Origin of the sequence: Antrihabitans spumae (genome assembly GCF_043944905.1) — a bacterium.
Lineage (GTDB): Bacteria > Actinomycetota > Actinomycetes > Mycobacteriales > Mycobacteriaceae > Antrihabitans > Antrihabitans spumae.
The window spans coordinates 56,349-71,225 of record NZ_JBIMSN010000050.1 but is presented as its reverse complement, the minus strand read 5'-3'; the positions used below and the strand labels follow the sequence as shown (position 1 = coordinate 71,225).

Genomic DNA, 14,877 nt, shown 5'->3' with positions numbered 1-14,877 from the left:
CACACTACCGGCAGCTGCACGGCATCACAGACCGAGATCTCGCGCGCTCTTGTCGACGTCCACCTCTTCGCGGTGCCGAGCAGCCGCCCGCCGGAGCCGACCCGCGATCCCCCGATCGGTGCGCAGCGCGGCTGGCATCGCGAGTTCCCACATCGTCAGCCCGAACACCGCTGCGATTGCCGACGTCTGCTCGACATCGAGCACCGAGTCGCCGTTCAGGATCTTGCTCAACGTCGTTTCGGGCAAGCCCGCCAGACGGGCAAGCTCGCTCTGCGTCATTTTTTTGGCGCGGACCATCTCGCTGCGGATGTTTTCAACGATCGCAGCCTGCTCGCGACCTGCCAGTCGCTTCCCGCTCGGCATAACGATGATCCTACCCATCGCAGCCGCTCGAGCGTTTCGTTGCGCTCTAGCGAATTCAGGCAGCGAACCACCTGCCCATATGGGAAGATGACTTTTGCAGAGCGGGAGCATTCCGGTCGGCACCTCGAGGGGTGGCAGCCGACCGGAAAGTGCTCTCGACGTGAAAGCGCAGGGGGCTGGCACGTCGGGCCGAGCGGATCGGCGACGCAAACAATGCACTAAAGGTGGTTATCCGCTGACTTGGCAGGTTGTGTGGATGCCATGGAATCGCACACGACGACAATCGTCCGCAGACCGATCGACGCATCGGTCGCACGATCCTGGTTGTTGGTGAATGCCAGGCAATCCGACATGTTCGACCGTGCCCACGGGTCGCGGGCGGATCAGATCGTGCTCGATCTCGAGGACGCCGTCGATCCCGACCTGAAACCGGCCGCACGTGACGCCGTCGCCACCTGGCTCGAACGAAATTCGGCGTGGGTCCGCATCAACAGTCGCGGCACGCAATTCTGGTCCGACGACGTCGACCAACTCAGCGGACTACCGGGACTTGCAGGCGTCATGCTCGCCAAAACCGAATCACCACAACAAATCAGCGAAACCTACGATCGCCTCGGCGGCTCGACGCCAGTGCTCGCACTGATCGAGTCTGCGGTCGGCATAGAGGAAGCCCCCTCGATCGCCCGGGCCCGTGGAGCGTTCCGACTCGCCTTCGGCAGCGGTGACTACCGTCGCGACACAGGCGCAAGCGCGGACGATCTCGCCATGGCCTACCCCCGCTCTCGCCTGGTCGTCGCCAGTCGGATCGGCGAACTCCCCGGCCCCATCGACGGCCCGACCGTTGGCACAAGTCATTCCCAACTGCGTGACCAGTCCGCTATGTCGGTCTCGCTCGGACTCACCGGCAAACTGTGCCTCGGCGAGGAGCAGGCACCGGTTGTCAACGAGGTCCTCAGCCCAACTCCGTCGGATGTCGGGTGGGCACTCCAATTCTTGGCCGACTTCGAGTACCGGGGCGGCACCGTACGAGACGGCAGCGACCTTCCCCGCTTGGGCCGCGCCCGCAAGATCACCCGGTTGGCCACCGCGTACGACGTGCTTCCCGCCTGATCGGGTTCGCCGCCGCGGCGCGGGAGTGACCCTGGCATAGGGTGCCCGCATGGCAAAAGATTCCCAGACTCGGTTGTCAGCGCGCATCGCAGCGCTGTATGCCGCTCACCCGCAGATTCGCGACGCGCGTCCGAACAAGGACGTGGGCGCCGCGTTGCGGGAGCCTGGGATCGAACTCGCGCAGGTCGTCACGACCGTGATGGAGAGTTACGCAGATCGGCCTGCGATGGGACATCGGGCGGTCGACACCTCCGGTGGACGGACGGTGCACCTGCTGCCCGAGTTCGTCACGATCACCTACGGTGAGCTGTGGCAACGGGTCAGCGCGGTGGCCGGGGCGTGGCATTTCGATACCGACAATCCGATGCGCGCCGGCGAATTCGTCGCAACGCTCGGATTCACGAGCACCGACTACGCCATCGTCGACCTGGCGTGCACGTATCTCGGCGGCGTTGCGGTCCCGCTTCAAGCCGGAGCTTCGGTTGCGCAGTTGTCGGCGATCGTCGCAGAGACCGAGCCTCATACTCTCGCGGTTAGCGCCGAGAACCTCCACATTGCAGTCGAGCTCGTGCAGTCCGGCGCAGCTCCGCACCGTCTGATCGTCTTCGACTACCACTGCGACGACGACGTTCAGCGGACCGCATACGACGACGCCGTCGCGCGCCTCGCGAACACCTCGGTAGTTGTGGAGTCGCTCGATTCGGTCATCGACCGGGGCCGTCGGTTGCCGACAGCACCGCTGTTCGTCCCCGACGACGACGAGGATCCGCTGGCACTTCTGATCTACACCTCCGGCAGTACGGGAACTCCGAAGGGCGCGATGTACACCCGCAGTTTGGTGACCGCCGTCTGGTTGTCCCAACCGGAGGTCGCCGGGATCAACCTCAATTACATGCCGATGAGCCACATCGCAGGCCGTATCAGTCTGCACGGCGTTCTCGCGCGTGGGGGCACCGCCTATTTCACAGCCAAGAGCGACATGTCGACCCTGTTCGACGACATCGCACTGACCCGGCGAACCGAGCTGTTTTTCGTTCCGCGAGTGTGCGACATGATCTTTCAGCGCTACCAAAGCGAGATGGACCGGCGATCGGAACCGGGCACCGATCGCGAAGCACTCGATGCGACCGTGAAAGCTGAACTGCGCGAGAGCTTTCTGGGCGGTCGGTACATGTCCGTTGTCGTCGGGAGCGCGCCTATCGCCGCCGAGATGAAGAGCTTCGTCGAATCGGTGATCGAACTCGAGCTGCACGACGGTTATGGCTCGACCGAGGCGGGCGGTGGCGTCGTGATCGATACGATCGTCCGCCGACCGCCGGTGCTGGAATACAAGTTGGTCGACGTGCCCGAACTCGGCTATTTCGGTACCGACCAACCACACGCACGCGGCGAACTGCTGTTGAAAACGTCCACCATGATCCCCGGGTACTACAAGCGCCCCGACATCAATGCGGAGATCTTCGATGCGGACGGCTTCTACCGGACCGGCGATATCGTGGCCGAGCTTGCACCGGGTCGACTTTCCTACGTCGACCGCAGAAACAACGTGCTCAAACTGTCGCAGGGTGAGTTCGTCGCAGTCGCCACATTGGAGGCAGTGTTTGCCAGTAGCCCACTGCTGCAACAGATTTTCGTCTACGGCAGCAGCGAGCGCGCGTACGTGCTTGCGGTCGTGGTGCCGACCGAGGAACTGCTAGCGTGCGATGACCCGAAAGCGGCACTGAGCGATTCGCTACACCGGATAGGCCGCGACGCCGGCCTCAATTCCTACGAGATTCCACGCGATTTCATCATCGAGCCCGAGCCGTTCACCACCGCGAACGGCTTGCTGTCCGGCATCGGTAAGCTGTTGCGACCCAAGCTGATCGAACGATACGCACCACGCCTGCAGCAGCTCTACGCCGTGCTCGCAGAAGAGCAAGCCGACGACCTCATCGCGCTGCGGCACGAGGCAGCCGAGCTGAGTGTTCTCGAAACCATCGGACGCGCCGCAGAAGCGTTGCTCGGTTGCGCAGCAAGCGATCTGCGCCCGGACGCACACTTCGCCGACCTCGGCGGCGATTCGCTGTCGGCGCTGTCGTTCTCGAATCTGCTTCGCGAAATCTTCGACGTCGACGTACCTGTCGGGGTGATCGTCAGTCCAGCACACGGTTTGGGGGAACTGGCGGAGTACGTGACGGCCGCGCGAACGTCCGGTTCGCTACGACCGACGTTCGCCTCGGTCCACGGTGTCGGCGAGCACGCACGTGCCACGGATCTGACCTTGGACAAATTCATCGACAGCCGAACCCTCGACGCTGCACTGACCCTGCCGACCGCTACCGGCCAGGTGCGGACGGTTCTGCTGACCGGCGCCAACGGCATCTCGGTCGATTTCTCTGCTTGGACTGGCTCGAACGACTCGACCGATCCGGCGGCGGCTCGCTGGTCTGTATCGTCCGCGGCAGGGACGTCGCCGCGGCGCGCTCACGACTCGACGACGCCTTCGACAGCGGTGATCCCGCCCTGCTCGCCCGGCACCGCGAGCTCGCCGACAGGTACCTCGAAGTGCTGGCAGGCGACATCGGTGAGACCAACCTCGGACTCGACGACGAGACCTGGAACAAGTTGGCAGACAACGTCGATTTGATCGTTCACCCGGCGGCGTTGGTAAACCATGTGCTGCCGTACGAGCAACTCTTCGGTCCCAATGTTGTCGGAACGGCCGAGGTCGTTCGGCTTGCGATCACGTCGCACATCAAGCCGGTCACCTATCTCTCGACCGTCGCGGTGGCCGCCCAGATCGCTCCGTCCGCCTTCGAAGAGGACGGCGACATCCGGGACGTCAGCCCGGTACGCACGATCGACGACAACTACGCGAACGGCTACGGGAACAGCAAGTGGGCAGGCGAGGTGCTGCTCCGAGAAGCACACGACCTCTGCGGACTTCCTGTTTCGGTATTTCGGTCGGATATGATTCTGGCCCACAGTCGATTCGGCGGTCAGCTGAACGTACCGGACATCTTCTCTCGACTGCTGCTGAGCATCGTCACCACCGCGCTCGCACCGTTCTCCTTTTACCGCACCGACCAGGACGGGAACCGCCAACGCGCACACTACGACGGCCTACCTGCCGACTTCGTCGCCGAGGCCATCACCACACTGGGCACGGAATCCGTTGCGGGACTGCGGACCTTCGACGTCGTCAATCCGCACGACGACGGCATCTCGCTCGACACCTTCGTCGACTGGCTTATCGAATCCGGCCATCCGATCCATCGCGTCGACGACTACGCCGATTGGCTTGCGCGCTTCGAGACGGCGTTGCGATCCCTTCCCGAAAAGCAGCGCCAAGCGTCGCTACTTCCCCTGCTGCATGCCTATCGGCGCCCCAGCAACCCTGTTCGCGGCTCGGCGTTGCCTGCACATGGATTCACAGCGGCTGTCCAGGCGGCGAAAGTCGGTGCAGAAGGCAATGTTCCGCACCTGTCGCCGGCACTGATCGCGAAGTACATCAGTGATTTGCGCCTGCACAACCTGCTGTAGTCGAAGTACCTAATCGATCGGCTTGCACGGCAACTCACCGCGCCTGACAGCGTCGACCATGAGGCCGTGATCGATCTCGGTCTGGTCGGCGTAGGCGCGGGCGAAGCGGCGCAGCGCAACCTCGAGCTTGTCGGACCCGCCGACATATCCGGCGATCATGGACGCCCCGCTCGTTCGTGCGTGTCCTTTTGCGAGCAGCCGACCGCAGATTCCGGCGTAGTCGGTCAGGGCAGCCGGCGTCAGGTGGTCTATTGCGATGGCGCCCTTCATGTTCCGGAACTGACGTACGTAGTACTGGCGACCGTCGACCGTGGTCCAACCGAGCAGCGGGTCACTGACCGTCTGCAAGGCCTGCTGATACTCGACAACGCGTCGACCCTGGTGGTCGTGCCACGCGGATTCACCGTGCACGAACGGCGCTACCACCGACCGTCTTGCCTGTTTGAGTTGGAGGAAGACGACGTCGTCGGGGCTACTGCCCTCGCACAGTGCGACGTACGCGCGCAGGCCGACACTGCCGACCCCGACGACCTTGTGCGCGACATCGACGAGGGTGTAGCCGCTCAGTACCCGGCGCCAGTGACTCGGCAAAGTCGCGAGGTATTCGTCCAGACCGACGGCAAGACTGTCGGCTTCGGCAGTGTCCAACCGTGTGATCAGCGGCGGCTCGGTGACGATTCTGCGACTACCTGCGTCCTGTTCGGTGAACCGTGGCAGCGCGCGATCGCTGACCCGCCGCCGCGCGCGTCGGGCCGACCGCTCGATCTCGTGCCGTAGCGACTTGTCCGACGCCGTCGTCTGGAGGCGATCGCGGTCGAGCCGTTCGAACGACCGCGTCAGGAGCGGTTGACCGGCGAGCCAACGAATGTGCTTGCGATACATGGCAACACAGGATTCGACGGCGCTCGCGCACTCCTCTTCGGTTGCCGAGTTCTGCCTACCTGCGATCCAGATGCTTGCGGTGAGCCGACGCACGTCCCACTCCCAGCCGCCAGGATGGGCCTCGTCGAAGTCGTTGAGGTCGAGCACGAGGTCCCGCTCGGGCGACGCGTAGAAGCCGAAGTTGCCGAGGTGCGCGTCGCCACAGATCACCGGCCGAATCCCTGTCGCGGGCAGTGCTGCCAGGTCGTGGGCCATTACGATCGCCGAGCCACGAAGAAAGCCGTACGGCGAGGCAACCATTCGCCCGACCCGCACGGGAACCAGAGAATCGATTCTTCCCATATGGGATTCTTTTATCGACGCAAGAACATTCGGCCGATCGTTTTCGGTTCGCCATTCTCCGAGTGCCGATCGCGGTGTTCGTTTACGCATCGTTTTTCCGAGCAGGTAACGCTCTTCCCGCGGTACCGCGCGACGCCGCAGCGACGCGTAGTCGTTGCCATCGGCGGTGGTTACCACGACGTGGCCGCCGATACGAGGATCCGTCGGCGAGGTCTTGCAGAAGGCGACCGGCAAGACGTTGGGTGAGTTGCTCCAGACGCGCATCCTTGACCCACTGCAGATGAAAGACACGCACCCAGTGCTGAATTCGCAGATGAGCGGGCCGATCCTGCACGGCTACACAAACGAGCGTGGCATGTTCGAAGACTCCACCTTCTGGAATCCGACGGCATTTCTGCACAGCGGCAACATGAACACCACCGTGGCGGATGTCGCAACCTGGATGCGTGCGCTGACCGACGGCACGCTGCTGTCGAAAGAACAGTCCACGGCCATGCTGGGTCCGTCCACCGCTGGAATCGGACCGTTCACGAAGGACAAATTCTTCGCTTACGGCGTCCTGCACGACAACGCCTGGATCATTTCGAATCCCTCGTACGGCGGGTATCACGGAGCAGTGTTCCACGACTCCGAGACGAAGACCCTGGTCATCGTTTATGTCACCCTCGGGCAGAACACTCCCGATCCGAACACCAACAACGCGATGCCGGCGGGCACGGAGATCGCAACGATGCTTGTGCCCAACCGCCCGCCGGCCTGACCCGATCTAGCGAACGAACGTCCCCATCTTCTCGGCGTCGTAGTACTCGAGATTGAGCCGACCCCCGTCGAAGGTGGCCTTCGAAATCGTTCCCGGCGCGGCGTTTTCGGTGAGCAGCGTGAAGGTGAAGGTATCGCCGTCCCAATGCTTCAGTGGGAAGGTTTGACCTGCCGGGCCAAGTCCGAGGACGAGGGCACCGTCTTTCTCCGAGATCGTCGCGGGTCCGTAGTAGTCGTTGGCGTACGTGCCTGCGTACTCCGACAGCGGTTTGGCGGGAGCGGGGTTGGTGGGAGCGGACTTTCCGACCAGCGAACCGTCCGGCACGGTAATCGGCCCGAGCACCTTGGTAAACAGGGCGGTAAAGTCCTCCGTGATCGAACCGAATTGCACGAGATCGGAGAAGCTTTCGTTCACGATCTCAGGAACTCCGATCGGCCACGCGTTCGTGAGGGTCACGATGGCGACGTCGGCCGACGGTAGGGCAAGGATATTCGTGGCCGCGCCGGACAGGAACGCACCGGAGTGATTGAAGCCGGTTCGACCGGCAGGCGACGTGTTGACGTTGTAGCCGAAACCGTAGAAGGAGGCTCGTGATTCGGGCGTCGACGGTGGGTGGGCGACAACCTGCGGCGAGATTGCGGGCAGGAACGATTCGGGCGAGTAGATCTGCTTGCCCTCGTAGGTGCCGTTTCCGAGAACCATCAGCAGCCATTTGGCCAGATCGTTCACCGATGAGCTGACGCCACCCGCGGGAGCTTGCGGATCCGCGTCACGGTCGAGGTCGTGAACAAAACGGCCGTCGACCTTCTGGTGCAGCGTCGCGCGGTTGCTCCGGGTGAGGAAGTCGGAGTGCCGTGAACTCGTGGAGTCGAGGCCGAGTGGCTTGTAGATTGCTTCTTCGGCCAGATCCGCCCACTCCTTTCCTGCCTTCGTCGCCACAGCCTCTGCGCCCATGGTGAGGCCGTAGTTGGCGTAGTTGTACGTGATCCGGAAGGGGTTCAACTGGTGCATCCGCAGGTGGTCGAGGATGTACTGACGGTCGAAGCCGAGATCCTCCAGCTTGTCACCGGCAGCGCCGGGAAGCCCTGTGCGGTGGGAGAAGCCGTCGCCGACGGTCACGTTGTCCGAGACCCATGGATCAGCGAGGGAGAAGTTGGGCATCAACTCCTTGACCTTGGAATCCCACGAGACATCGCCTTTGGTGACCTCGCTGGCAACAACCGTCGCCGACACCGACTTCGAGACCGAAGCGACCTGAAAGACGGTGTCCGCGTCGACCTTGTCGCCTTTCTCGATGTCTCGGACACCGAATCCTTTGGCGTAGAGCACTTTTCCGCCATGAACCACAGCGATGGCCATACCGGGAATACCCGAATTGCCCATCACCTGCTCGGCGAGATCGTCGAGCCTGGCCACGGCTCGGTTGACACTGTCGTCGGGAAATGCAACGCCGGCAATCACACTCGGCGATTCACCGATCGAGGTCGGGGTGTCGAGTGAGAATTCGTCCGATGATCCCGACGATCCGGACGAACAACCGGCTGCAAGAACGGCGGCGGTAAGGACCGCACCGGCAGCGCGCCCACGGCGCCTCGATGCTGAGTGTTTCATCGGAACTCCCTGCTGTCTGAGGTCCCCCGTCTGCAGAAAATCGTAGCTCCGCAACGGTTCCGGCACATGCGATTCCGCAGGTCGTTCTACTGTTTGGTTATGGGTGATCGCACAGCAGGACTCGCCACTGCCGCCGCGCATGCGCAGGCATTCCTCGACACACTCGACGAGCGCCCCGTTGCCGCCCGAACCGACGCCGACGGTGTCCGCGACTTTCTCGGCGGGCCGTTGCCGGAACGCGGCGAGGACCCTGCTGCTGTCATCGACGCGCTTGTTGCCGGTGCCGATCCGGGCCTTGTCGCGAGTTCCGGTCCCCGACATTTCGGCTTCGTCATCGGCGGTGCGCTCCCCGCAGCCTTGGCCGCGGACTGGGTCGTCTCCGCGTGGGATCAGTGCGCCGCGTTCCATGCCCTCTCCCCCGCTGCCGCCGCAATCGAAGAGATCACCTCTGCGTGGTTGCTCGACTTGCTCGGACTGCCCGAGACAGCGAGCGTCGGCTTCGTCACCGGTGGCCAAGGCGCCAACACCACCTGCCTGGCCGCCGCGCGCCATGCAGTCCTTGCAAGAACAGGGTGGGACGTCGGTAAGCACGGGCTGATGGGCGCGCCTTCGATTCGGATCCTGTGCGGCGAGCAAGCGCACGCCACCATCTACACGGCACTGCGGCTGCTCGGGCTCGGCGCCGACACCGCGGTGCGCATTGCCACCGATGATCAGGGACGAATGGAACCCGACGCGCTCAGCGCTGCTCTGGCCGGAGGGGAGGGTCCGGCGATCGTATGCGCGCAAGCCGGGAACGTGGCAACGGGCGCTTTCGACTCCTTCGCTCGAATAGCCGACGCCTGTGCCGCTCACGATGCGTGGCTGCACGTCGATGGCGCCTTCGGCTTATGGGCCGCTGCCTCGCCGTCGACGAGTCATCTGACGCGCGGCGTCGAACGAGCGGACTCCTGGGCTGTCGACGCGCACAAATGGTTGAACGTTCCGTACGACGGGGCAATGGCAATCGTTGCCGATCCCGACGCTCATGTCGCCGCCATGGGCCTCGCGGGGCCGTATCTCGTTGTCGATCCCGGTCAGCGCAACAACACGAACTACGTACCTGAAAGTTCGCGACGTGCTCGTGCGGTCCCGGTGTACGCAGCGATCCGATCACTCGGCCGTGCGGGCGTCGCCGACCTGATCTCGCGAAACTGCGCGCAAGCTCGTCGAATGGCAGATAGCTTGGCTCGGTTGCCGGGCGCGGACGTCCTTAACGACGTCGTCCTCAATCAAGTGCTCGTGCGACTACCCGGAGGAGACGACGCGAACCGAGCAGCTGTTGTCGCCATCCAGCGCGATGGAACCTGCTGGCTCGGTGGCACCACCTGGAACAACGAGTACGTGCTGCGCATATCGGTGTCGAATTGGGCGACAACGGACGCCGATATCGACCGCTCGGCCGATGCCATCGCGAGGGCTGCGCGGCAGATTTGAGTGGTTTGCGACGTTTACCGAAGTCGATCTCGGTCAATCCGAAGGTATGAAACCACTCAAAACGACGTTGATCGGAGCGATGGCGGGCGGAGTGTTGCTGCTTGCACCCACGACTGCCTCTGCGGTTCCGACAGACATCTTCGATCCGCTACTGAACTCGACCTGCAACTTCGGCCAGATCGATGCGGCACTGCACGACCGCGCACCAGATGTCGCGGCACAACTCGACCAGATGCCGGAGCAGAAGGCGCAGCTCGCCGTGCTCTTCGACCTGCCCGTCGATCAGCGGCGGATGGCAATCGACGCCTACCTGGCCGCCAATCCGGGGATGAGCGGGCGAGCCGAGCAGCTCGCGAACAGCTTGGAAGCCGAGCAGGCGCGCCCTGTGATTCAGTCCATCGCCGATAGCTGCAGTAGCTACTGACGTAGGCCCGGAGTCTGCGGTTCCGGTATCGCAGACTCCGCAGCACGACTGACGGCTTCCCACGAGCTGTATTCCGCCCGTCGACTTTCGGCGATCATCGCAGCTGCGTCGAATGCGGTGCCGCCGAGAAGGAGTCGCCGTGGCGGGGTTTCGGCATTCACCAGTTTCAGCAAGGCCGATGCAGCCAATTCCGGTGCGCTGTCGACGGATTCGCCATCCCACTGCTGCGTGATCGCGTCGCGAATCTGATCGTAGGTCGGCATCGGGTCCGTCGACGTCATCGCGTGGTAGAGGTCCGTCCAGTACCCGCCGGGTTCGACGACTGTGACGGCAATTCCGAAAGCTGCGACCTCGAGAGCCAACGAATCGCTCATGGCTGCCAGCGCGGCTTTGCTCGCGCTGTACAGGCCGGTGGTCGGCGCGCTCGCCAGCGCTCCGATGCTCGATATCTGGATGATGTGGCCGCTGCGTTGGGCACGCAGGTAGGGGAGGACTGCCTGGCTCACCCAGAGCGCGCCGAAGAAGTTCGTTTCGAACTGTGCTCGGGCTTGCGCTTCGGTGAACTCTTCGACCATGCCTATAGAGATGTTTCCCGCGTTGTTGACGACGACATCGATGTGCCCTAATTCGTTGTGCGCCTCGGTGACTGCACTGATTACAGCTTCACGATCCGTCACGTCGACGTCGAACACAACGAGTGCACCACCCGTCGGTCGGGCAAGTTCACGAAGCTCTGCGGTCGAGCGAGCAAACGCAGCCACGCGGTCGCCTGCGTCGAGCGCAGCCGAAACGAACGCGCGACCGAGGCCACGAGAACCACCGGTGATCAACCACGAACGCTGAACAGTCATCACTGCCTCCTTTGCGAGACGGGTCGTCTCGTCTCGTCGTTCAGCATGGACTCTCGCTGCTCAAACTGTCAAGACGGACCGTCTCGTTTCGTGTAGGTTTTGGGCATGAAGGAGACAGACGGTCGATCTGCGGACGCGCGACGGCGGAGCGAAAGCTCGCGACTGGCAATCTTGGAATCGGCAACCGACCTCGTTCGCGAAGTCGGCTACGAGAAGATGACCATCGAAGCGATCGCTGCCCGCGCGGGGGTCGGCAAGCAAACCATCTATCGATGGTGGCCGTCGAAAGGTGCGGTGTTGTTCGATTCGTTCGTCGCGATGAACGAGAAGGGCGCCGAGTTGGCTGCCCTCCCCGATACCGGCGACATCGAATCCGATCTGAAAGCTGTTCTCGCAGCGACGGCCGACGAACTGAACGACCCGATGTACGACGTCCCGATGCGGGCTCTCAACACCGCGATATCGAACGACGACACACTCGCCGCGCAGTACGCGGAATGGCTGGAGACACCGATGCGAGAGGTCAAAAGACGCCGACTGCAAGCGGCTCAGGACGCGGGGCAACTGTCACCGGCGTTAGATCTCGATATCGCAATCGATCTGATCTGGGGGCCGCTACTGAATCGTTGGCTGCAGCGAAGCGGACCGTTGAACTCGACCTACACAAACGGGATCGTCGATTCGGTGCTCGATGGCATTCGCGCTCGCTAATCGTCGGCGACGAGGCCGTCCCACGACCAGTGCGGTATTCGCAGTCCGCTCGGCACATCGTCCGCCGATCGGTGGTAGCGCGCCATCGTAGTTGTTGTCGCCCAAGCGAAATAGTCGAGAAGCGTTCGATGCACACGCGTGCCTTCGGCGATGCCGACGTCGCGGAGCGCCAAGTCGAAACATTCGATTGCGCGGCGGTCCATCTCGTCGTGTGGGCCGTTCCCGCTGTGCATTCGCACGACGGCGGTTTCGTCGCCGAAATCCTGCGAGTACGTCGCAGGCCCGCCGAGTGCCTCCGCCCAATAGGCGGCCAGTCGAGCTGTGTGGTCGGGATGAAAGCCATGACTGAACGCATGGCCGACCACGTCGTCGGCGATCACGCGGACGTGCCAGGCGTGGGCGAGAGCACTTAGCCCGTCCGACCCGCCTGCCGCGTCGTACACGGTCTCCATCTCAGCTCGTCGCGTCGAGTGACACCCGAACCGACACCTGACCTTTGTCGTTGCGGCGACTGACCGCGTGTCCGGTGCGATCGACGCCATGCAGCGCCACCGTCAGCTTGTCACCGTCGTTTTGAAAGTTGCGCCACCAGTTCTTCTTCTCCGGGAACGCGACGCCGATGCTCAGCACGTTGCCCTTCTGCGTGAACCCGACCGGAAGGCTGAACGTCTTGCCGGACTTGCGCCCCGTGTAGGTGATGACGGTCATCGATTTGCCCGCAAGTTTGCCGATTACGGGCAGGTCCAGTACAGCGACCACAACCTTGTTGGTAAGCGCAGCGACCTTCTGGAACGTATTCATACGTCCAGACTAGGCGGCAGCGATGTCGGAACCATCGTCTCGCAGTGGGAGCGGCAGCGGTAGCGGCGGCGCTGTCGAGCGGTGCTGATGCCCGGTCGGGGTGGTGATGGTGTAGCTGTGGAGTTGGCCAACGTCGAGGACAGATCCTGTGTGATTGCTCTCGGATTCCGAGTGCAATCACACAAAGTCAGGCAACCAGCCCTACTCCGACGGCGCCGGGGTCCCCCTACCCCCGCGGAACGATGTCAATGGCACCCTCACTCCGCAGCGAAGTCCGATGACACCGGATTTCGGCTACTCAGGCGATCGGCAGCGTTTCGCTGTAGGGCACCTTGAACGTGGCAACGAAATCTGCAAAGAGGGATTCGTCCCCGATCAGCTCGACCGCCCCTGTCTGCAGAGCGGCGTCGGGGCCGAGGACTCCGGCGAGCACATCACGAAAGCCCGGACCTCCGACCACGACGAGGTCGGGAGCTGGATGCGCACCCGGTTGCACCACGATCTCTCCCCTCGTGACCGTTGCGTGCGCAGCAGCAGGGCCGACCCGCACTTCGTAGGTCACCGATCCTCGTCGACGGGGACGCGAACCGCCTTGTCCGGCAACACGTAACGAGCCGACCAACGACGCGTCGGTGACAACTTCACTCTCGCGTGGCTCACGCATACCGGCCGCTCCCCACCGAGCCAAGGCGTCGAATGCTGCCCTGAGCTCGTCGGCTCTCGGAGTTACCCGGTAGACCACGGACCGACCAGACACCTCGCGCACCACGAGGCCGTCGTCTTCGAGCTCCTTGAGTCGACTGGCAAGTACGTTGGTCGGCATCCCGGGCAGCCCGGCGATCAGGTCGGAGTAGCGCCGCGGACCGACGAACAGATCGCGAAGAACGAGGATCGTCCACCGCTGACCGACGACCTCCGCCGCGCGTGCAAGCCCGCAGAACTGGCCGTACTCACGTGTACGCATCCCCTCACCCTACCCGCTTGCTGCATTCAAGCAAGTGTGCTTGTCTGAAACAAGTATACCGGACAGGAGCCGACCGATGATCATCGTTGCGGGACACATCACCGTCGAACCGACGCAGCGCGCGTCGTACCTCGAGGGGTGCGTGATCATCGTCGAACAGGCTCGCGAGGCGGACGGCTGCCTCGACATCGCGATCAGCGCCGACCTCGTCGATCCAGGTCGTATCAACATCTACGAGCGCTGGAGCTCGCAACAGACACTCGACACGTTCCGTCGAACCGGCCCAGGTAGCGATCAAGGCGAGGCCATGCTGTCGGTATCGGTGGAGGAATACGACATCGCCGAGGTGCGGCCACTGTCCGGGAAAGGCAAGACCTGAAACACCGCGAACGCAACACCAACGAGAAGGGAATCGCGATCATGAAGCTCACGACCACCACGATGGTTACCGTAGACGGAGTCATGCAGGGACTCGGCGCACCCGACGAGGACCGCAGAGGAGGCTTCGAACGCGGCGGCTGGGTGATGCCGATGTTCGACGACGAAGCAACGACGATCCTCAACGGGATCTATCGACGCGCCGACGCATTCCTGTTCGGCAGAACGACCTTCGAACTGTTTGCCGGATCCTGGGGTCAGGTTCCGGATCCGGACATGAATCCTGTTGCCAAAGCACTGAATTCGCGACCAAAATACGTCACGTCAACGACACTGACCGACCCGCACTGGACGAACTCGACCGTCCTCACCGGCGACACCAAGGCCGCGATAGGCGCTTTGAAGGCCGAGCCCGGTGGCGAGCTACAGGTGCACGGTAGCGGCAAACTGGTCCGGTGGTTGCTCGACAACGACCTCGTCGACGAGCTCAGCCTGATCGTCTGCCCGGTCATCGTCGGCCAAGGCACCCGACTGTTTCCCGAACAGGGCCTCGACACCGCACTCGAATTCGTCGAATCTCGGACGACGACAAAAGGTGTTGCGCTGCAGACGTACCGGCCAAACGGACGTCCTCGCTACGAAACGGCCACTGCCGCTTCGATGGACGAATGATAGGCGC

At 63.1% G+C, this 14,877-nt stretch carries 14 protein-coding genes and 1 pseudogene; 8 read left to right on the top strand and 7 right to left on the bottom strand.

Translation table 11 applies throughout. The features are described 5' to 3' along the window. Window positions 1-24 precede the first annotated feature (24 nt). Window positions 25-363 carry a helix-turn-helix domain-containing protein gene (locus ACHIRB_RS11680; RefSeq protein WP_395124878.1) on the bottom strand — a complete coding sequence of 113 codons (339 nt, stop codon included), beginning with the start codon at window positions 361-363 and terminating at the stop codon, window positions 25-27. Window positions 364-624: 261 nt separating this feature from the next. On the opposite strand from ACHIRB_RS11680, the gene ACHIRB_RS11675 reads away from it, so the two are divergent. After that, window positions 625-1,473 carry an HpcH/HpaI aldolase/citrate lyase family protein gene (locus ACHIRB_RS11675; protein WP_395124879.1) on the top strand — a complete coding sequence of 283 codons (849 nt, stop codon included), beginning with the start codon at window positions 625-627 and terminating at the stop codon, window positions 1,471-1,473. 49 nt (window positions 1,474-1,522) lie between these two features. After that, window positions 1,523-4,998: pseudogene (gene car / locus ACHIRB_RS11670) on the top strand (carboxylic acid reductase). Between the two features lie 9 nt (window positions 4,999-5,007). Here car and ACHIRB_RS11665 read toward each other — a convergent pair. Continuing rightward, window positions 5,008-6,486 carry a DUF2252 domain-containing protein gene (locus ACHIRB_RS11665; protein ID WP_395124880.1) on the bottom strand — a complete coding sequence of 493 codons (1,479 nt, stop codon included), beginning with the start codon at window positions 6,484-6,486 and terminating at the stop codon, window positions 5,008-5,010. On the opposite strand from ACHIRB_RS11665, the gene ACHIRB_RS11660 reads away from it, so the two are divergent. Beyond that, window positions 6,389-6,982, top strand: a complete 594-nt coding sequence (locus ACHIRB_RS11660; RefSeq protein ID WP_395124881.1) for a serine hydrolase domain-containing protein — start codon at window positions 6,389-6,391, stop codon at window positions 6,980-6,982. The genes ACHIRB_RS11665 and ACHIRB_RS11660 overlap by 98 nt on opposite strands. Window positions 6,983-6,988: 6 nt before the next feature. On the opposite strand, the gene ACHIRB_RS11655 is transcribed toward ACHIRB_RS11660, so the two are convergent. Beyond that, complete coding sequence (locus tag ACHIRB_RS11655; RefSeq protein ID WP_395124883.1) at window positions 6,989-8,593, bottom strand: serine hydrolase; 1,605 nt, start codon at window positions 8,591-8,593, stop codon at window positions 6,989-6,991. A gap of 99 nt (window positions 8,594-8,692) precedes the next feature. Between ACHIRB_RS11655 and ACHIRB_RS11650 the strand changes: the two genes are divergently transcribed. Together ACHIRB_RS11650 and ACHIRB_RS11645 are read left to right on the top strand one after the other, a co-directional pair. Further along, on the top strand, window positions 8,693-10,069 hold the full coding sequence (locus ACHIRB_RS11650) for a pyridoxal phosphate-dependent decarboxylase family protein (protein WP_395124884.1): 1,377 nt from the start codon (window positions 8,693-8,695) through the stop codon (window positions 10,067-10,069). Window positions 10,070-10,115: 46 nt separating this feature from the next. Beyond that, window positions 10,116-10,493, top strand: a complete 378-nt coding sequence (locus tag ACHIRB_RS11645; protein WP_395112531.1) for a hemophore-related protein — start codon at window positions 10,116-10,118, stop codon at window positions 10,491-10,493. On the opposite strand, the gene ACHIRB_RS11640 is transcribed toward ACHIRB_RS11645, so the two are convergent. Next, window positions 10,487-11,344, bottom strand: coding sequence for an SDR family NAD(P)-dependent oxidoreductase (locus ACHIRB_RS11640; protein WP_395124885.1), 858 nt, complete (start codon window positions 11,342-11,344; stop codon window positions 10,487-10,489). The two genes, ACHIRB_RS11645 and ACHIRB_RS11640, sit on opposite strands and share 7 nt — an antisense overlap. A gap of 105 nt (window positions 11,345-11,449) precedes the next feature. On the opposite strand from ACHIRB_RS11640, the gene ACHIRB_RS11635 reads away from it, so the two are divergent. Beyond that, the gene (locus ACHIRB_RS11635; RefSeq protein WP_395112529.1) at window positions 11,450-12,055 is read left to right on the top strand and encodes a TetR/AcrR family transcriptional regulator; all 606 of its coding nucleotides are present in this window, start codon (window positions 11,450-11,452) and stop codon (window positions 12,053-12,055) included. Here the strand turns inward: ACHIRB_RS11635 and ACHIRB_RS11630 are convergent. The 3 genes from ACHIRB_RS11630 to ACHIRB_RS11620 form a co-directional block, all read right to left on the bottom strand. Continuing rightward, window positions 12,052-12,507: a group II truncated hemoglobin gene (locus ACHIRB_RS11630; RefSeq protein WP_395112528.1), complete on the bottom strand. Its 456-nt coding sequence runs from the start codon at window positions 12,505-12,507 to the stop codon at window positions 12,052-12,054. The genes ACHIRB_RS11635 and ACHIRB_RS11630 overlap by 4 nt on opposite strands. A gap of 1 nt (window position 12,508) precedes the next feature. Then, on the bottom strand, window positions 12,509-12,856 hold the full coding sequence (locus tag ACHIRB_RS11625; RefSeq protein WP_395124886.1) for a PNPOx family protein: 348 nt from the start codon (window positions 12,854-12,856) through the stop codon (window positions 12,509-12,511). Between the two features lie 298 nt (window positions 12,857-13,154). Further along, a complete protein-coding gene (locus ACHIRB_RS11620; protein ID WP_395124887.1) occupies window positions 13,155-13,820 on the bottom strand; it encodes a winged helix-turn-helix transcriptional regulator in 666 nt (221 codons plus the stop codon). A 76-nt stretch (window positions 13,821-13,896) separates the two neighbouring features. On the opposite strand from ACHIRB_RS11620, the gene ACHIRB_RS11615 reads away from it, so the two are divergent. Together ACHIRB_RS11615 and ACHIRB_RS11610 are read left to right on the top strand one after the other, a co-directional pair. After that, complete coding sequence (locus tag ACHIRB_RS11615; protein ID WP_395124888.1) at window positions 13,897-14,199, top strand: putative quinol monooxygenase; 303 nt, start codon at window positions 13,897-13,899, stop codon at window positions 14,197-14,199. Window positions 14,200-14,240: 41 nt separating this feature from the next. Continuing rightward, window positions 14,241-14,870 (top strand): dihydrofolate reductase family protein, encoded by a 630-nt coding sequence (locus ACHIRB_RS11610; RefSeq protein WP_395112524.1) that lies wholly within the window; start codon window positions 14,241-14,243, stop codon window positions 14,868-14,870. The last annotated feature ends 7 nt before the right edge of the window (window positions 14,871-14,877 follow it).